The sequence below is a fragment of the Micromonospora sp. LOL_024 genome, assembly GCF_048060415.1.
Taxonomy (GTDB): Bacteria; Actinomycetota; Actinomycetes; order Mycobacteriales; family Micromonosporaceae; genus Micromonospora.
Window position 1 is genome coordinate 1 of sequence record NZ_JBHMIS010000003.1, and the last position, 17,438, is coordinate 17,438.

At 71.0% G+C, this 17,438-nt stretch carries 16 protein-coding genes; 10 read left to right on the top strand and 6 right to left on the bottom strand.

What is annotated here, in order from left to right; translation table 11 throughout:
- Window positions 1-540: 540 nt before the first annotated feature.
- A complete protein-coding gene (gene tyrS / locus ACFHWY_RS05680; protein WP_416579277.1) occupies window positions 541-1,827 on the bottom strand; it encodes a tyrosine--tRNA ligase in 1,287 nt (428 codons plus the stop codon).
- A 106-nt stretch (window positions 1,828-1,933) separates the two neighbouring features.
- Here tyrS and ACFHWY_RS05685 point away from each other — a divergent pair, with 106 nt between their 5' ends.
- The 8 genes from ACFHWY_RS05685 (at window position 1,934) to ACFHWY_RS05720 (ending at window position 10,011) form a co-directional block, all read left to right on the top strand.
- Complete coding sequence (locus tag ACFHWY_RS05685) at window positions 1,934-2,323, top strand: PaaI family thioesterase (protein ID WP_416579278.1); 390 nt, start codon at window positions 1,934-1,936, stop codon at window positions 2,321-2,323.
- A gap of 279 nt (window positions 2,324-2,602) precedes the next feature.
- Window positions 2,603-3,673 (top strand): Gfo/Idh/MocA family protein, encoded by a 1,071-nt coding sequence (locus tag ACFHWY_RS05690; RefSeq protein WP_416579031.1) that lies wholly within the window; start codon window positions 2,603-2,605, stop codon window positions 3,671-3,673.
- A gap of 70 nt (window positions 3,674-3,743) precedes the next feature.
- The gene (locus ACFHWY_RS05695; protein WP_416579032.1) at window positions 3,744-4,709 is read left to right on the top strand and encodes an NAD-dependent epimerase/dehydratase family protein; all 966 of its coding nucleotides are present in this window, start codon (window positions 3,744-3,746) and stop codon (window positions 4,707-4,709) included.
- Window positions 4,710-4,726: 17 nt separating this feature from the next.
- Window positions 4,727-5,839, top strand: coding sequence for a DegT/DnrJ/EryC1/StrS family aminotransferase (locus ACFHWY_RS05700; RefSeq protein ID WP_416579033.1), 1,113 nt, complete (start codon window positions 4,727-4,729; stop codon window positions 5,837-5,839).
- Window positions 5,839-6,582 (top strand): acetyltransferase, encoded by a 744-nt coding sequence (locus ACFHWY_RS05705; RefSeq protein WP_416579034.1) that lies wholly within the window; start codon window positions 5,839-5,841, stop codon window positions 6,580-6,582. The genes ACFHWY_RS05700 and ACFHWY_RS05705 overlap by 1 nt, the downstream gene beginning before the upstream one ends.
- Before the next feature lies 1 nt (window position 6,583).
- Window positions 6,584-7,705, top strand: coding sequence for a DegT/DnrJ/EryC1/StrS family aminotransferase (locus ACFHWY_RS05710; RefSeq protein ID WP_416579035.1), 1,122 nt, complete (start codon window positions 6,584-6,586; stop codon window positions 7,703-7,705).
- 117 nt (window positions 7,706-7,822) lie between these two features.
- Entirely contained in the window at window positions 7,823-8,971 is a 1,149-nt protein-coding gene (locus tag ACFHWY_RS05715) for an MFS transporter (protein WP_416579036.1), read from the top strand.
- Entirely contained in the window at window positions 8,968-10,011 is a 1,044-nt protein-coding gene (locus ACFHWY_RS05720) for a TolB family protein (RefSeq protein ID WP_416579037.1), read from the top strand. Before ACFHWY_RS05715 ends, ACFHWY_RS05720 begins: the two co-directional genes overlap by 4 nt.
- Window positions 10,012-10,029: 18 nt before the next feature.
- Here the strand turns inward: ACFHWY_RS05720 and ACFHWY_RS05725 are convergent, their stop codons facing one another.
- From ACFHWY_RS05725 to ACFHWY_RS05745, 5 genes are all read right to left on the bottom strand, one after another.
- A complete protein-coding gene (locus tag ACFHWY_RS05725) occupies window positions 10,030-11,088 on the bottom strand; it encodes a hypothetical protein (RefSeq protein ID WP_416579038.1) in 1,059 nt (352 codons plus the stop codon).
- Between the two features lie 83 nt (window positions 11,089-11,171).
- A complete protein-coding gene (locus tag ACFHWY_RS05730) occupies window positions 11,172-11,435 on the bottom strand; it encodes an acyl carrier protein (protein WP_416579039.1) in 264 nt (87 codons plus the stop codon).
- A gap of 25 nt (window positions 11,436-11,460) precedes the next feature.
- Complete coding sequence (locus ACFHWY_RS05735) at window positions 11,461-12,684, bottom strand: pyridoxal-dependent decarboxylase, exosortase A system-associated (protein WP_416579040.1); 1,224 nt, start codon at window positions 12,682-12,684, stop codon at window positions 11,461-11,463.
- Window positions 12,681-14,243, bottom strand: coding sequence for an acyl-CoA ligase (AMP-forming), exosortase A system-associated (locus tag ACFHWY_RS05740; protein ID WP_416579041.1), 1,563 nt, complete (start codon window positions 14,241-14,243; stop codon window positions 12,681-12,683). Before ACFHWY_RS05740 ends, ACFHWY_RS05735 begins: the two co-directional genes overlap by 4 nt.
- A 49-nt stretch (window positions 14,244-14,292) precedes the next feature.
- Window positions 14,293-15,153, bottom strand: coding sequence for a hypothetical protein (locus ACFHWY_RS05745; RefSeq protein WP_416579042.1), 861 nt, complete (start codon window positions 15,151-15,153; stop codon window positions 14,293-14,295).
- Window positions 15,154-15,521: 368 nt separating this feature from the next.
- Between ACFHWY_RS05745 and ACFHWY_RS05750 the strand changes: the two genes are divergently transcribed.
- Both ACFHWY_RS05750 and ACFHWY_RS05755 read left to right on the top strand, forming a co-directional pair.
- A complete protein-coding gene (locus ACFHWY_RS05750) occupies window positions 15,522-16,655 on the top strand; it encodes a hypothetical protein (RefSeq protein WP_416579043.1) in 1,134 nt (377 codons plus the stop codon).
- 116 nt (window positions 16,656-16,771) lie between these two features.
- Entirely contained in the window at window positions 16,772-17,434 is a 663-nt protein-coding gene (locus ACFHWY_RS05755) for a class I SAM-dependent methyltransferase (protein ID WP_416579279.1), read from the top strand.
- Window positions 17,435-17,438 lie beyond the last annotated feature (4 nt).

Genomic DNA, 17,438 nt, shown 5'->3' on the forward strand with positions numbered 1-17,438 from the left:
ACAATTGGCACTGGCTTATCAAGCACCCTGTTGAGTTCTCAAAGAACAACCACACACCATCAAGCAACCCACCCAAGCAGGCAACCCTCCGGGGCCACACCACACCCACCTCGCAGCGGGCACTTTTTACAAAACTACCGGATGGTTTCCAGCACGTCAAACTGGCTTGTGCCACTCTGTCGCGCTTCGTACCATTACCCCGGACACCATGGAAACAATCGGCGTTGCCGTCGTTTCAATAGTTTCGGCAGGCCAGCCGCCACGGTCTCCCGTGAGCGTGTCCGGCGCCCTGCCAGCGACCAACACTACCCGGTCGGTTCCGCCTCCCCAAATCCGCCTCGCGACGAATATGGGAGCACCACCCGGTCTCGACGTTGATGGGCAGACCCATCCAGCCCGAGAAAGGTTGACCTACGCTCCGGCCTGAGGTCCTTCGACCCGTTACGTCCGTTCCGCGCTGGCAAAGAGAAAGCTACGCGCCCAGCTGATCCGTCGTCAAATCAGCCGGACGCGTCCCGCGTCACACCGGCCGACGGACGACTATCCGTCCAGCTCCACGCCGGCGAAGGACCTCTTTCCGCGCCGCAGCACGAGGTAGCGTCCGTGCAGCAGCGCCCCCGGATCCACCACGGCGTCTGCCTCGGTCACGCGGTGGTTGTTGACGTACGCACCCCCCTCGGCGATCACCCGCCGTGCCTCCTTCATGCTCGGCACCAGGCCCGACTCCTTCAGCAGGGCGGCCACCTCCGGTAGCTGGCCGACCCGGACCAGGCCGGCCTCGGTGAGGGCAGCCCGGAGCGTCGCCGGAGACAGTTCCTCCAACGAACCCCGGCCGAACAGTGCCTGGCTGGCGGCGACCACCTGCGCCATCTCGCGCTCGCCGTGCACGAGGGTGGTCAACTCCTCGCCGAGAGCACGCTGGGCAGCGCGCGAAGCCGGGCGTTCGGCGGTCTCCTTCTCCAGCGCTTCCAGCTCCTCCCGGGAACGGAAGCTGAAGTAGCGCAGGTAGCGGCCCACGTCCCGATCATCGGCGTTGATCCAAAACTGGTAGAAGGCGTACGGGCTGGTCAGCTCGGGATCGAGCCAGATCGCGCCGCCCTCGGTCTTGCCGAACTTCGAGCCGTCGGACTTAGTCACCAGGGGCGTGGTGAACGCCTGCACCGGCCCCCCGCCCCGGCGTCGGACGTAGTCGACGCCTGCGGTGATGTTGCCCCACTGGTCGGACCCGCCGAACTGGAGCTGGCAGCCGTACCGGCGGGAAAGCTCGAAGAAGTCGTGGGCCTGTAGCAGCTGGTAGCTGAACTCGGTGAAGCTGATTCCGCTCTCCAGCCGGGCCCGGACCACCTCCCGGGCCAGCATCCGGTTGACCGGGAAGTGTTTTCCCACCTCACGCAGGAACTCGACCACCGACATCTCGGCGGTCCACTCCAGGTTGTTGACCAGCTGGGCGGCGTTGTCCCCGGTGTACGAGACGAAGGGCGCCAGCTGGTCACGGATCCGCTGAACCCAGGTCGCCACCACCTCTGGCGGGTTCAGGGTCCGCTCCGCGCTCTCCTTCGGGTCACCGATCTGCCCCGTGGCCCCACCGACCAGCAGCAGTGGCCGGTGCCCGGCGAGTTGGAGGCGCGCAGCGGTGGTGACCTGCATCAGATGACCGACGTGCAGGCTCGGAGCGGTCGGGTCGAAGCCCACATAGAAGGCGGCACCGGCGTCGTCGAGCAACGCGCGCAGGTCGTCGAGGTCGGTGGAGTCCTGGATCAGGCCGCGCCACCGCAGGTCGTCGGTCAGGGAGTCCCGCCCGGACGGCGGAAGGTTGCTGTCGGTCACGGTCACCGATTCTCCCCCCATCAGCCCGCACCCGCCCTGCCGGGTTCCGCCCCACCGTGGTCCGGCTAGGCTGGCAATCGTCAAGATCGAGGAGGCTGCCGTGGAGATGTCCACCATGTCGGGCGGTTTCTTCGCCCTACTCGGGCTGAAGTTCGACGAGGTCAGCGGTGACCGGGTGACGATCCGCTGGCAGGTCCGCCCCGAGCTGCTCCAGCCTTTCGGCATCCAGCACGGTGGAGTGTACTGCGCGGTGGTGGAGACAGCCGCCAGCGTGGGCGGCGGGCTGTGGCTGGGTGACCGTGGACAGGTGGTCGGCGTCTCCAACCAGACCGACTTCCTGCGGGCGGTCCGCGAGGGCGAACTCACCGCCGTCGGCACCCCGGTGCACCGGGGACGCAGCCAACAGCTGTGGCAGGTGGAGATCAACGACGCGGATGTCCGGCTGGTGGCCCGCGGGCAGGTTCGCCTCCAGAACCTCTACCCGAACGCCACCTGACCAGGCCGGCAGGGTTCGGCCACCCGTCCACCGTGCGGCGCTGTCGGCCGGCGGGAGAACGGCGGCCCCTCGTCGACAAGGCGAGGCGAGCAGGCCGACGCAGCGAACGGCATGGGCCACCCGGCTACGGCGAACAACCGAATGGCTTCCCCGCCCCGGCGGCATTGTTGGAATTCCGTCACTGCACTGGCGCCGCCGAGGAGGGTCTCGATAGCTTCCCGGACGGACCATTCTGACCCACCCCTCAGCGAACCCCGTCCTGCTAGCGAACGGATGTCCGTGAACTCAACGCACGATGCCGCCGACGAACCGATCGGCGTGGCCGTCGTCGGCGCCGGCTACTGGGGTCCGAATCTCGTCCGCAACTTCCAGGCCTCCGCCGACTTCCGGCTGCGCTGGCTCTGCGACCTCGACCTAGGTCGCGCCGAACGTGTGCTCGGCGGCTACTCGACCGTTCAGGCCACCAACGATCTCGCCGCGGTCCTCGCCGACGAGACGGTGCGGGCGGTGGCCATCGCCACTCCGGCGGCCAGTCACCTCGAGGTGGCGATGTCGGCGCTGCGGGCCGGCAAGCACGTGCTGGTGGAGAAGCCGCTCGCGGCCAGTTCCACGCAGGGACGGGCGCTGGTCGCCGAGGCGGAGCACCGGGGCCTGTCGCTGATGTGCGACCACACCTACTGCTACACCCCGGCGGTGCTGCGCATCCGGGACCTGTTGCACCACGGTGAGCTGGGCGAACTGCAGTACCTCGACTCCGTACGGATCAATCTGGGGCTGGTGCAGCGCGACATCGACGTGATGTGGGACCTGGCCCCGCACGACCTGTCGATCCTCGACTTCGTCCTGCCGCCCGGCGTGGCTCCGGTCGCCGTGGCCGCCCACGGCGCGGACCGGATCGGCGCGGGGCGGGCCTGTGTGGCCTACCTGACGCTGCGCCTGAACACCGGGGCGATCGCGCACATTCATGTCAACTGGCTCTCGCCGGTGAAGATCCGGACCACCATCATCGGCGGCTCCAAGCGCACCCTGGTCTGGGACGACCTGAATCCCAGCCAACGGCTCTCCATCTTCGATCGAGGGGTGGACGTGGCGTCGAGCGAGGAGCTCGGCGACGAACAGCGGCGGGACATGCTGGTGTCGTACCGCTCAGGGGACATGGTCGCACCGGCGCTGACCGAGCGGGAGGCGCTGCGGACCATGGTCGAGGAGTACGCCCGGTCCATCCGCACCGGCACCCCGGCGCTCACCGACGGCCGGTCCGGGCTGCGGGTGATCGCGATTCTCGAAGCCGCCTCCCGAAGCCTCGCCGACGGCGGACGGCTGGTCGAGCTCAGCGAGTGGACAGCGTAGTGACCGGACGCGGTACGAGACCTCGCGCGGCACAGTCGCGGGGCGGCCTGGATAGGAGCGGAACACTGTCATGAGCGCGGTCGAAATCGCCGGGGCGCGGGCCCTGGTCACGGGTGGGGCGGGCACGATCGGCTCCCATGTCGTGGACGAGCTGGTGGCCGGCGGTGCGGCCGAGGTGATCGTCCTCGACAACTTCGTCCGCGGGCGACGGGAGAACCTCGCCCGGGCGCTGCCGCACGGCACCGTGCGACTCGTCGAGGGGGACATCCGGGACACCACCCTCGTGCACGAGTTGGCCCGGGGCAAGGATCTGCTCTTCCACCTCGCCGCCATCCGGATCACCCAGTGTGCCGAGGAGCCTCGGCTAGCCAACGAGGTCCTGGTCGACGGCACGTTCAACGTGCTGGAGGCGGCGGCCGCCGCCCGGGTACGCAAGGTCGTCCTGTCGTCGTCGGCCTCGGTGTACGGCCTCGCCGACGACTTCCCGACCGACGAGCGGCACCACCCGTACCACAACGACACGTTCTACGGTGCGGCGAAGGCGTTCAACGAGGGTATGCTGCGCAGCTTCCACAGCATGTACGGGCTGGACTACGTCGCCCTGCGCTACTTCAACGTGTACGGCCCCCGGATGGACATCCACGGGCTCTACACCGAGGTGCTGATCCGCTGGATGGAGCGGATCGAGTCGGGCCGGCCTCCGCTGATCCTCGGCGACGGCCTGCAGACGATGGACTTCGTGCACGTCGCCGACATCGCCAGGGCCAATGTCCTGGCCGCCCGGGCCGACGTCACCGACGAGGTGTTCAACATTGCCAGCGGCACCGAGACCAGCCTGCGGGAGCTGGCCCAGGCGCTCAGCGACGTGATGAAGTCCGACCTGGCGCCGGAGCACGGGCCGGTTCGCGCCGTCAACGGGGTGACGCGCCGCCTGGCGGACACCGCCGCCGCCGCCGACCGGCTCGGCTTCCGCGCCGAGATCAGCCTGCACGAGGGGCTGCAGGGCCTGGTCGACTGGTGGCGGTCAGAGAAATGAGTGCGCAGATTCCGGTCATGATTCCTCGACTCGGCGAGGAGGAGGCGCAGGCCGCCGCCGACGCGGTCCGGTCGGGCTGGGTGGCCCAGGGGCCACGGGTTGCCCGTTTCGAACAGGAGTTCGCCGCGCTGGTCGGCGCCGGGCACGGGGTGGCGGTCAGTTCCTGTACAACCGCCCTGCACCTTGCCCTGGTGGTACTCGACGTCGGCCCCGGCGACGAGGTGATCGTCCCGTCGTTCTCCTTCATCGCCACCGCCAACGCGGTGCGGTACGTCGGAGCGACCCCGGTCTTCGCGGATGTCGACCTCGACACGGGCAACCTGACGGTGGACACCGTCGACGCCGTGCGTACCTCACGGACCCGGGCGGTCATCGGCGTCCACCAGGGTGGCGTGCCGTTCGACGTGGTCGCGCTACGCGAGGCGGCCGGCCGGTGGGGGGTGGCGCTGGTTGAGGACGCGGCCTGCGCCGCCGGCTCCACGGCGTACGGCCGGCCGGCCGGCACCGGTGCCGCGCTCGCCGCCTGGTCGTTCCATCCCCGCAAGCTGCTGACCACCGGCGAGGGCGGGATGGTCACCACCGACGACCCGGCGTGGGCGGCCCGGCTGCGGCGGCTACGGGAGCACGGCATGAACGTCTCCGCGGCCGAGCGGCACGCCAGCGCCCAGCCGGTGCTGGAGTCGTACCTGGAGACCGCCTTCAACTACCGGATGACGGACATCCAGGCGGCGGTCGGGTTGGTGCAGCTCGGCCGGCTCGCGGAGCTGGTGGCGCAGCGGCGGGCCCTGGCGGCGCGCTACCAGGACCTGCTCGCCACGATCGACGGCCTGGTGCCGGTACGTGATCCGGAGCACGGCGAGACCAACTTCCAGTCGTTCTGGGTGCTGATCAACCCGGAGTACCCGGGCAGCCGCGACGAGGTGCTCGCGGAGTTGGCCGTGGCCGGGGTATCGGCCCGGCGCGGCATCATGGCCGCCCATTTGGAGCCGGCGTACGCGGACCTGACGTCCGGGCCGCTGCCGGTGACCGAGCGGCTGACCCGTGACTCGCTCATCCTGCCGCTGCACCACGCGCTGACCGAGGACGACCAGGACCGCATCGTCGGCGTGCTGCGCAAGCTGGCGGGCTGATGCGCGACCTGGTCATCGTCGGGGCGGGCGGATTCGCGAGGGAGACCGCAGCGGCGGTACGGGCCATCAACGGCGTCCGGCCGACGTGGCGGTTGCGTGGATTCCTCGACGACAATCCGGCACTGCGCGGCACGCAACGGGCCGGCCTGCCGGTCCTGGGCGTGATCGACCTACTGGCCGACCTGCCCGACGCTGCCGTGGTGATCTGTGTCGGCAATCCGCGCGACTACGCGGCCCGGCAGCGGATCGTGCGCCGGCTGGGGCTGCCGGCCGAGCGGTACCCGACGATCGTTCATCCGGCGGCCCAGGTCGGCGCGGGAAGTGCGGTCGGCCCCGGCACCGTGCTGCTGGCCGGGGCGGTGCTGACCGCGGACGTCACGGTGGGTGCGCACGTGGCGGTGATGCCACAGGTGGTCCTCACCCATGACGACCGGGTCGCCGATCATGTCACCCTAGCCTCGGGAGTGCGGCTCGGCGGCGGCGTGGTGCTGGGTACGGGTGCGTACCTCGGCGCGGCGGCGCTGATCCGCGAGTCCGTGACAGTCGGCGAGTGGTCCCTGGTCGGGATGGGCTCCGTGGTGTTGCGCGACGTCCCGCCGGCCGAGGTCTGGTTGGGCAACCCGGCGCGCCGGCTGCGCGCCGCACGGCCGGGCCGGCTGGCACCGCAGGTCGAGCCGGCCGTGGTGTCCGGGCCCGATCCGGCGTCGAGAGAACTGACAGTGTCGAAGGTTGTGGGGAACTAGCATGCCGAAGATTCCGCTCGTCGATCTCGCCGCCGCGCACCTGGAGGTGGCGGAGGAGGTGGAGTCCGGGTTCAAACGGATCGTCGCGGACACCGCGTTCGTCGGCGGTGCCGAGGTCGCCGCCTTCGAGCGGGAGTACGCCGCGTTCAGCGGTGTCACACACTGCGTCGGCGTGGCCAACGGCACCGACGCGCTCGAACTCGCGCTGCGCGCCGTCGGGGTCGGTCCGGGTGCCGAGGTGGTCCTGCCGGCGAACACCTTCATCGCCACGGCCGAGGCGGTCGCCCGGGCCGGTGGACGGCCGGTCCTGGTCGACTGCGACCCGGAGTCCTACCTGATCGACGTCGACGCGGCGCTGGCCGCCGTCACACCGGCGACCCGGGCCGTGGTCCCGGTGCACCTGTACGGGCAGCTCGCCGACGTCCAGCGGCTGCGCGCCGGGTTGTCCGGGCGGGGCGTGGCGGTCGTCGAGGACGCGGCCCAGTGTCAGGGCGCGACCCGGCACGGCGACCAGGCCGGCGCCGGGGGGATCGCCGCCACCAGCTTCTACCCGGGCAAGAACCTCGGCGCGTACGGTGATGCGGGCGCGGTGGTGAGCGCCGACGCGGACCTCGCCACCACGGTACGCACGCTGGGCAGCCACGGCGGTCTGACCAGGTACGCGCACGACATCATCGGGATGAACAGCCGCCTCGACGGTCTTCAGGCGGTGGTGCTGCGGGCCAAGCTCGCCCGGCTCGCGGGCTGGAACACGCACCGCCGCACCGCCGCGGTCCGCTACGACGAGATGCTCGCGCCGTTGGACGTGGTCCGGCCGGTGACGCTGGACGGCAACGAGCATGTCTGGCACATCTACTGCGTCCGGGTCCCGGGTGACGGCACGCCGTCCCGCCGCGACGAGGTGCTGTCGCGGCTGAACGCGGCGGGGGTGGGCGCCGCCATCCACTATCCGGTTCCGGTGCACCGCACCGGCGCCTTCGCCCATCTCGGTCACCCGGCCGGCGCGTTCCCGCACGCCGAGCGTGCCGCTACCGAGCTGCTCTCGCTGCCGATCTACCCGCAGATCACCCCCGCCCAGCAGGCCCGTGTCGTCGAGGCCCTGGCCACCGCGCTGTCCGGCTGAACGACCAGACAGGGCCGGATCGTGTACGTGTCAGTGCGGGACCGACCCCACTCCGACGCAACGGGCAACCGGGGCTTGGGTCGTCGCGTCTCCAGCACCGTGCTCCTGCTGGGCGTCGTGAGCCTGCTGACCGACGTCTCCTCGGAGATGGTGGCCTCGATCTTGCCTCTCTATCTCACCGCAGTGGTCGGGCTCAGCCCGATCGCGTACGGCTTTCTGGACGGGATCTACCAGGGGGTCAGCGCCTTCGTCCGGCTCGCCGGCGGCTACGCCGGAGACCGGGGCGGGCAGCCGAAGTGGGTGGCGGTGCTCGGCTACGGGACGTCGGCGTTGAGCCGGATCGCGTTGCTGCCGGCCGCCGGTTTCGCCGCGATCACCGCGGTCATCACCGCCGACCGGCTCGGTAAGGGGCTACGCACCGCACCGCGGGACGCGTTGATCGCCGAAGCGTCCGAGCCCAGCATGCTCGGCCGCTCGTTCGGGGTGCACCGGGCGCTCGACACGTTCGGTGCGGCGCTCGGCCCGTTGGTCGCCTTCGCCCTGCTGGCCAGCGTGCCGGGCAGCTACGACTCGGTCTTCGTGGTCTCGTTCGCGGTCGCCGTGCTGGGCCTCGCGGTGCTGGTGCTCTTCGTACCGAACCTGCGTACGGCGGGCCGGGGAGCGCGGTTGGGTCTGCGTCGGGTGGCCGCCGAGGTCGGCGGCCGGCGGCTGCGTCGCCCGCTGCTCGCGGCCGGACTCCTCGGCCTGGTCACCGTCGGTGACGGCTTTCTCTACCTGGCGCTAAAGGACCGTGACGAGTTCGCGGCCACCTGGTTCCCGCTGTTGTACGTCGGCACCAGCGTCGCCTACCTCGGACTGGCCGTGCCGCTGGGCAGGCTCGCCGACCGCTTCGGCCGGGGCCGTGTCCTGGTCGCCGGGCACGGCGCACTGCTGGCCTGTTACCTGCTGGCGGCGTTGCCGTCGGGCGGGCTCGGCCTCACCCTCGCCGTGCTGCTCTGCCTCGGCGTCTACTACGCGGCCACTGACGGGGTGCTGCCCGCGCTGGTCAGCCGGCTGGTGTCGGCGCAGACCCGGGGCAGCGGCATCGCCGCCGCGCAGACCGTGGTGGTACTCGCCCGGTTCGGTTCCTCGCTGCTGTTCGGTCTGCTCTGGAGCCTGCAGGGGCCACGGTGGTCATTGCTGCTGTTCGCGGGGCTGCTCGCCGCCGTGGTGCCGGTCGCCGGCTGGCTGTTCCGTGGTGTCGAGCGAGACGAGGTCACGGTATGAGCGGAGAGCAACGGGGTGGCGGGATGAGCCTTCGGGTCCGTCTGGGGTTGCTCGGCATGGTCGCGCTGCTCGCGGTCGTCGGTGCTGCGGGCTACGTGTGGCGGGTCCGGCAAACCCAGGTCAGCCTTGAGGCCGCGGCCACACCGGTGGCCACCGGCGGTGCCCTCGGTCCGTTGCGCGGGCAGCCGCATCTGGTGTTCCGCAGCACCGCCCTCGGCCCACAGTACGGCCGCGTGGCCGTGGTGCCGCTGCGCGCACCCGACGGGCCCCGGACCTTCACCCCGGTCTCCTGTGAGCGGGTGTACGCGACCGCTGACCGCGCCGTCTGCCTCTCCGCCGAACGGGGCATCCTTACCACGTACTCGGCCCGGCTGCTCGGCGCCGACTGGCGGCCGACCCAGGATCTGCCGCTGACGGGGGTGCCGAGCCGCACCCGGCTCTCCGCCGACGGCGCGCTGGTCGCCACCACCAGCTTCGTCTCCGGTGACTCGTACGCCAATCCGGGCCAGTTCTCCACCCGCACGGTGGTCACCAGGGCCGACGGTGCGGTGGTGGGCGACATCGAGCAGTTCGAACTCGTCGTCGACGGCCGGACGGTCACCGCGATCGACAAGAACATGTGGGGGGTCACCTTCGCCGACGCCGACCGCTTCTACGCCACCGCCGCAACGGGTGGTCGGACCTGGCTGGTCGAGGGAAGCCTGGCCCGCCGGACAGTGACGGCGCTGCACTCCGACGTCGAGTGCCCGTCGCTGTCGCCGGACGGCACCCGGGTGGCCTTCAAGAGGCGCGGTGATCTGCCGCCGGGCCGCTGGCGGCTGGCGGTGTACGACCTGACGACCGGAGCCCAGACCCTGCTCGGCGAGGTCCGCAGCGTGGACGACCAGGTCGAGTGGCTCGACGACGACACAGTGCTGTACGGGCTGCCGCGGGCCGACGCGACCTCGGCCTCCAGCGACATCTGGGCGGTGCCGGCCGACGGCAGCGGGCAGCCGCGCCTGCTGGTCGCCGACGCCTGGTCGCCGGCGGTGGTGCGCTGAGGCGGTCAGCGCGTCGGGCTAGTCCGGTGGCAGTGGTTTGCCGTCGCTCCACACGTTGTCCCGCCAGACGTTGCCCGGCGCCGAGCGTGCCCAGGACGTCGCCGGCCCGTACCCGCCGCACTTGCCGTTCTTACCGCGCTGGAACACGTTGCCGGTGACCACGATCCCGCTGACCTGCGTGCCGTATTCCTTGTGCTCGTCGAAGCCGCCGTAGAAGCAGTACGACATCTGCCCGGACGCGACGAAGAGGTTGTTCTGGATGGTGTAGTTCGTGTTGGGCCCGAAGTCGCCGAAGATCGACGCGTTGGCCGTGCAGCCGCCGCCGGCGGCATTGGTGGGCCGATCGCAGGACAGGGTGTTGTGCACCAGCCGGATGTCGCTGCCGCCGTTGGACAGGAAGGCGTTGAGGTGCCAGTCCCCGCCGTCGGGCAGGTACTGGCTGTGCAGCCAGGAGTCCTGCACGTGGCAGTTGCGGTAGCAGTTGACGCTGGCCTGGCCGCCCCGCAGCTCTGAGCGCAGCACGGTGATGTTCTCGAAGCCGACGGCGGGTGCCTGCGCCGGGCCGCCGTCGATCTCGGCGTCCTCGATGCGCACCGAGTAGCCGCCACCCTCCAGCCGGACGGTGCCGTCGACCCGACTGGATTTGATCACCACGTTCTTCGCCTTGATGAGCAGCGAGCAGCCGACGTGCCGCTTGTCGATAACGGTCCCGGCCTTGGTGATCGTGCAGGGGCCCGAGTACCTGGCGAGCTGCACACCGTCGGGTATCCCGGTGTCGCCGGCCCCCGGAAAGCCCGTCAGGGTGGTGCTGGCCGGCGGTGCGGCGGCCGATCCCGTGGCGCTGGCCGTGGCGCTGGCCGACGGGGTGGGGCGGCTACCCAGTCCGGCGCTCGCGCCGGGCGCGGGCGACGACGGTTCCGGCAGCGGCCCGCTCGGCAGCGGGGGCGGTGCCACCGGCTCGGGGGTTCCGCCGGTCGCAGCGGCCGGATCGGCATCTCGGTCGATCATCCGCGCTGCCGCGACCGCGCCCCCGACAGTGACGGCGACCAGCACGGTGAGGGCCGCGCCGAGCGCCACCGGTGCGCGTCGACGGTGGCGCGGGGCGGCCGATGGGCGACCGCGGGTGGGTTCCGTTGGTTGCGGCACGTCTGGTCCGGCCGCTACGGGCGGCGGTCGGCGACTAAGGCGGCCAGGCTGCCGAGCGTCTCGAAGAGTTCGGTGGTCATGTCACCGTCGTCGAGGGCGAAACCAAAGCGCTCCTCCATTGCCGCGACCAGTTCGACGACGGCCATCGAGTCCAGCTCCGGCAGGCTGTCCAGCAGCGGTGTCGAGGCGTCCAGCGTGGCAGCCCGGTCCTCGATGCCGAGCACCGAGACCACGACCTCCCGGACCTCGTCGAGGGTTTCCGCGTAGGTGACGTTCACAATCTCTCTCCTAATTCTGCGGCGATCAGACCAGCACTTCGGCCGGAGCCGGGTGACTGAGGAAGGCGGTCGGGCTGGCGGTGAGGCCGTACGCGCCGGCCTGGAACAGGACGATCAGGTCGCCGACGTCCGCCCGGGGCAGCTTCACGGCGTCACCGAGCAGGTCCAGTGGGGTACAGAGGCAACCGACGACGGTCACCGTCTCGGTCGGCTCGGCGTCGATCCGCTCTGCCACCGCGATCGGATAGTTGCGGCGGATCGCCTGGCCGAAGTTGCCGGAGGCGGCGAGCTGGTGGTGCAGACCGCCGTCCACCACCAGGTAGGTGCGGCCCCGGGAAACCTTGCGGTCGACCACCCGGGTGACGTAGACACCACATTCGCCGACAAGGTAACGGCCGAGTTCGACGACGACCCGGGCTTCGGGAAGCGCCTGCCGGATCGGCCCGCGGACCAGGTCGGCGAGGTTGGCCCCGACGGCGTCGAGGTCCAGCGGCTGGTCACGGTCGGTGTACGGGATGCCGAAGCCACCGCCCAGGTTGAGGTAGCGCACCGGCAGCGGGGACTCCTCGGCCAACCGGATCGACAGTTCGACTGTGCGGCGCTGCGCCTCACAGAGACTGTCGGCGCGCAGGTTCTGTGAACCGGCGAAGATGTGGAAACCGAGCAAGTCGACGTCGGCGTTCGCGAGTTCCTTCAGCAACGCCGGTACCCGCTCGGAGTCCACGCCGAACTGTTGCGGCCCGCCACCGAGTCGCATGCCGGAACCCTTGACCGAGAAGTCCGGGTTGATCCGTACCGCGACGCGCGGCCGGATCCCGAGCAGGCGGCCCAGGGCGGCGACCCGATCGGCCTCGTTCTCGGATTCCATCTCGATGGTCACGCCGGCCGCCACGGCCTGGCGCAGCTCCGCGTCGGTCTTGCCCGGTCCGGCGAAGCTGACCCGGTTCGCCGGCATCGGGGTGTCGAGGGCGGTCCGCATCTCCAGGGCGGAGGCGACGTCGAATGAGTCCACCAGCCCGGCGAGGTGCTGCACCACGGCGGGCATCGGGTTCGCCTTCACCGCATAGCTGAGCTGCACCTCGCTGGGCAGCACCGCGCGCAGGCGCTGCACCCGACCGGTGAGCAGTCCCCGGTCGTACGCGAAGAAGGGCGTGCCGCCGACGCGGTCGGCGAGGCGGGCGACCGGGACGCCGCCCACGGCGAGCTGGCCGGCGTCGCGGGCGAAGGCGGCGGCGGGGTGGTTGGTCACGAGGTCAACTCCTGGCGTAGCAGGTTGCGGTCGAACTTGCCGTTGGGTGATCTGGGCAGCGCGGGCAGCACCACGATCTCGCGAGGCAGCAGATACGGCGGCAGTTCCTGCTTGAGGGCGGCGAGCAGCGTGCCCGGTTCCAGGTCACCGGCGTCGGGTGGGCTCACCACCAGCGCCACCCGCTGGCCGAGGGCCTCGTCGGGCAGGCCGAGGGCCACCGCGTCACCGACGAGGCCGCTGTCGTAGGCGACCTCCTCGATCTCGGTGGGGCTGACCCGGTACCCGGACGTCTTGATCATTTCGTCGGTCCGGCCGACGAAGTAGAGGAATCCCTCCTCGTCCCGCACGACCGTGTCGCCGGACCAGACGGCCGGCTCCGGCGGCAGCTGACCGGGCTGGTCGGGCACCGGGCGGAACCGCTGCGCCGTGCGGGCCGGATCGTTCCAGTAGCCGAGGGCCACCAGCGCACCCCGGTGTACCAGCTCACCCTCCTCGCCCGGTCCGCAGGGGGTGCCGTCGGGGCGGACCACGAGGACCTCCGCGTTGGGGACGGCCCGGCCGATCGAGTCGGGCCTGCGGTCGACCTCGGTCGGGTCGAGATAGGTGGAACGGAACGCCTCGGTCAGGCCGTACATCAGGTACGGCAGGGCGGTCGGGAAGATCGCCCGCAGCTTTTCCAGGGTGGCTCTCGGCATCCGTCCACCGGTGTTGGCGAAGTACCGCAGGCCGACCGTGGCCTCCGCCGGCCAGCGCTGGCCGGCCAGCTGCAACCACAGCGGCGGTACGCAGGTCAGCCCCGTGACGCGGTGCCGGGCGCAGAGCCGCACCACCTCTGCCGGCAGCAGGTAGTTCATCAGCACCACGTGGGCGCCGACGGTGAAGGCCGTGGTGAGCTGGCTGAACCCGGCGTCGAAGCTGAGCGGCAACGCCGCCAGGATGACGTCGTCGGCGCGGTTGTCCAGGTAGTGGCTGACGCTCTCCGCCCCGGCGAGCAGGTTGCGGTGCGAGAGCACGACGCCCTTCGGTCGGCCGGTGCTGCCGGAGGTGTAGAGGATGGCCGCCACGTCGAGGTCGACGCCGGTCAGCTGCGGCGGGAACGGTTCGGCGTCCCGCAGCGCCGACCAGACGGCTACCGGCTGCCGGGCGGCCGGCACGTTGCCCGCGGCACCGACCAGCACCACGTGCTCGACCGACTTGGCCTGCTCCAACTCGTCGCGCAGCAGCGCGTACCGTTCCGCGGTGGTGACCAGCACCCGCACCGCGCAGTCGGCCAGGATGTGGCCGACCTGCCGGGGCCGCAGCAGCGGGTTGACCGGCACGAAGACGGCGCCGGCGGCGGCGGTCCCGAAGATCGCCTCGACCGCCTCGATCCGCTTCTCCGTCCAGATCGCCACCCGATCGCCGCGGGTGACGCCGAGCCGGCGCAGGCCGGCGCCGACTGCGGCCACCCTCCGCCACAGCTGCGCGTAGCTGACCGTCTCCTGCTTGTAGGACAGCGCCGGCGCGTCGCCGCGCCGGGTGGCCGCGTCGGCGACGAGATGGTGAAGTGAGGTGCGCATCTTGGGGTTGGTCCCTCTCGTCGGGGCATAGGTCAGCAGCTCAAATCGGTCACCAGCTGAGGCAGACCAGCTCGCTGTAGAGGTAGTCGACGTCGTCGGGGTCGAGGCTGTCGCTGCGGAACATCTTGCGTCGGGTGTCGGGCAGCCGCACCGACAGCGGCGGGCGGTCACCGACCAACCGCAGTTCCGCCAGGGTCGCGAGCGCGCCGTGCCGCACCAGTAGGTGACGGAGCAGCATCCGGTGCATCCGGCGGAACAGGGCCCGGTTGCTGACGTGCAGGATCGACGCGAACAGCGGCAGCCGCTTGCGGCGGTCCCGCCGGAACACGACGTAGCACCACTCGTCGCCGTCGACCAGCACGATGTGCCGGGCCGCCGGGGCCCGGGCGTGGTCGAGGTAACGCGCCAACTCCGGTCCGGTCAGCGTCCGCCGGATCACCTCCGGGTCGGCGCTGACCCGGCGGCGGCCGGGCAGCGACGGCCAGGGCAGGTTCGGCGTCAGGGTGGTGGTGGTGTCCAGGAAACGGAATCCGTGCCGCTCGTTGATCGGCACCACGTTGCCGCTGGGCGAGAGGTCGGTGAAGTGGTAGCCGGGCTGGGCCAGCAGCGCCCTCAGCAGCTTGAGGCTGTGAAAACGGAACTCCGGCAGCACACACCAGGCACCGAGGTTGCAGAGGCGCTCCGTACGCCCGGCCACCATGCGTTCGGAGTAGAAGGCGAGCAGCGCGCCGACCACCTGCCCGTCGTCGGCGCGTAGCAGCATGCCGTGGTTCGGGGCGTCGACCTGCCACGGCACCTCGGCCGCGCGTACCCACGCCTGAACGGCGACTCGGCCATTGTGGTGGGCATGGAGGAACTCTCCCGCTGCCCTCACCCGCGCCTCGGTGATGGGCTCGACCCGGACTCCCATTCAGGTCGTCCGGCCCGGAGCAGGATTCCGGTCCATTACCGCAGACTCCCTCGAACGTCCGACATACCCGGCCCCGACCCGACATGAATGGTTCCGGCCGGGCGGCCGGCGCGTCGAGGGCTTCGCAGAAGATACCTCGCCTTCGGGTGGCCGGGCCGCCGCTGCGCCGGATATCCGTCACTCGTCGCCCGTAACCGGACCGGCCGGCCCGCCGTTGACCGACGGACGCGGGACCAACCCGTCCCAACCGGGTCATGTTCTCGGCCGTCCCGTCCTTGCCCGCCACCCCGCCCGGCTCCGCCGGGACGACACACCGGTCCGGACCGCGCCCGCGAGCCGCGCGGAGCCCCAACCGCGAGGAGCGCGCCATGAAGCCCAGAAGTGGGAACCGTCCCTACCGCAGACTCACCGTCGTCGGCGCCCTCGGGGTGCTGCTCGCGACGTCCGGGGTCCTCGCGGTCGACTCTTTCGCGGCGAGCCGCCAGCGACCGCCGGAGGCCCGCTCCGGCGAGGTGGCCGGGACTCCGACCGCGGAGGGCCGCCCCGGCGGGTACGACCGGTGGCGCCGCCGGCCGCCACAGCCGAGCCCGTCCACGCCGGCGCCAGCACCCGTACCGCCACCCCGGCCCACCTCGTCGCCGAGTCCCACTGCACCGCCGGGCCCGGCCCCGTCACCGAGCGCCAGCCGCGGCTGTGCTCTGCCGGGCTATCCCACCGCCGCCTGCACCGGGGTGCCGGCAGGCTGGACGCCCAGGGTGCGGCACCAGGGCGACCTCGTCATCACCCGGCCCGGCACCGTGCTGGAAGATCACCTGGTCACCGGGAGCATCCTGGTCAAGGCGGAGAACGTGGTCATCCGCCGCACCCGGCTGCACGGCACCGTCGACAACTTCGTCGGTGACCGCATCTACGGACGGCTGCTCATCGAGGACTCCGAGGTGGTGAATCCACCCGGCCAGCAGTTCTCCACCAACCAGCACTACGCGTTCGGGGTTGCCAACTACACCTGCCGCCGGTGCAAGGTGGTGAACCGGATGGAAGGCTGGCGGGTCGGGGCTAAGGAGTTCCCCGGCGCCGGACCGGTCACGATCGAGGACTCGTACGCCCGCCTGGCCGTGCCGGCCGGCATGTGCCGGAGCGTGGATCCGCACGGTGACGGCGTGCAGGGCTACCACGGCCCGACCGTGGTGCTCCGGCACAACACCATCGACCAGCGCCTCGACGACTGTCCCACCGCGCCGATCTTCATCCCCGACCAGCACAACGACGGCGGGACGATCCGCGACAACCTGCTCGCCGGCGGCGGCTACGCGCTGCGCGCCAGCGGCGGCTGGTTCCCGGCGATCACCGGCAACAAGATCGTGCACGACTCGTACGCCTTCGGCCCGATCGACATCAACTGCCGGAAGGTCGGCACCTGGAGCGCGAACGCCACGGTCCGGTACGACTGGACCACCGGCCGTGTGCTCGGCGAGGTCACGCCGCTCGCCCGCTGCGGCTGACTCCTCGGCGGGCTTCGGGCACTCCTCCAGCCGGGCGGCGGCGGCAGCACGACCGGGTGGGCGACCCACCACAGCGGTGGGTGCCAACGGTGAGCCGTGACGGTAATCTCGCCGCCATGCCCCGACTGCGAAATCTTCTCGTGGACACGGATCGATCCTGGGGCGGACGGCGCCGTGCCCGTCGCGCCCGCTGGCTGGCCGACACCTTCCCCGACCTCGCCGACATGACCGTCATCGATCTCGGCGGCAGGGTCGACACCTGGCAGCACACCCCGGTTCGTCCTGCCCACGTGCACGTCGTCAACCTGGAAGTGGCGCCCGCCGACCTACCCGACTGGGCCGAGGTTGACCACGGCGACGCCTGCCAACTACCCGAGCGGATCGCCGCCCGCCGCTACGACCTCGTGTTCAGCAACTCGGTGATCGAACACGTGGGGGGGCATGAGCGACGGGTGAGGTTCGGCGAGGCGGTACACCAACTCGCCGACCGGCACTGGGTCCAGACCCCGTACCGACACTTTCCGATCGAACCGCACTGGATCGCCCCCGGCATGCAGTACCTGCCGGTGTCGGCCCGCGCGCGACTGGCCCGACGGTGGCCACTCGCGCACACCCGCCCCAGCACGCGGGACGAGGCGGTGCGGGAGGTGCTGTGGACGGACCTGGTGGACTATACGCAGATGCGGATGCTCTTTCCCCGTTCGCGGATACTCACCGAGCGGCTGGCGGGGCTGCCGAAGTCACTCATCGCCATCGCCGGCGAAACCCTAGGGCGGTGACCGG

Bases quoted from the DNA above. Each gene is read 5' to 3' on its own strand.
- ACFHWY_RS05710 (WP_416579035.1), top strand. From the start codon at position 6,584: ATGCCGAAGATTCCGCTCGTCGATCTCGCCGCCGCGCACCTGGAGGTG.
- ACFHWY_RS05745 (WP_416579042.1), bottom strand. From the start codon at position 15,153: ATGGGAGTCCGGGTCGAGCCCATCACCGAGGCGCGGGTGAGGGCAGCG.
- ACFHWY_RS05740 (WP_416579041.1), bottom strand. From the start codon at position 14,243: ATGCGCACCTCACTTCACCATCTCGTCGCCGACGCGGCCACCCGGCGC.
- ACFHWY_RS05700 (WP_416579033.1), top strand. From the start codon at position 4,727: ATGATTCCTCGACTCGGCGAGGAGGAGGCGCAGGCCGCCGCCGACGCG.
- ACFHWY_RS05755 (WP_416579279.1), top strand. From the start codon at position 16,772: ATGCCCCGACTGCGAAATCTTCTCGTGGACACGGATCGATCCTGGGGC.
- ACFHWY_RS05720 (WP_416579037.1), top strand. From the start codon at position 8,968: ATGAGCGGAGAGCAACGGGGTGGCGGGATGAGCCTTCGGGTCCGTCTG.
- ACFHWY_RS05695 (WP_416579032.1), top strand. From the start codon at position 3,744: ATGAGCGCGGTCGAAATCGCCGGGGCGCGGGCCCTGGTCACGGGTGGG.
- ACFHWY_RS05685 (WP_416579278.1), top strand. From the start codon at position 1,934: ATGTCCACCATGTCGGGCGGTTTCTTCGCCCTACTCGGGCTGAAGTTC.
- ACFHWY_RS05750 (WP_416579043.1), top strand. From the start codon at position 15,522: ATGAAGCCCAGAAGTGGGAACCGTCCCTACCGCAGACTCACCGTCGTC.
- ACFHWY_RS05705 (WP_416579034.1), top strand. From the start codon at position 5,839: ATGCGCGACCTGGTCATCGTCGGGGCGGGCGGATTCGCGAGGGAGACC.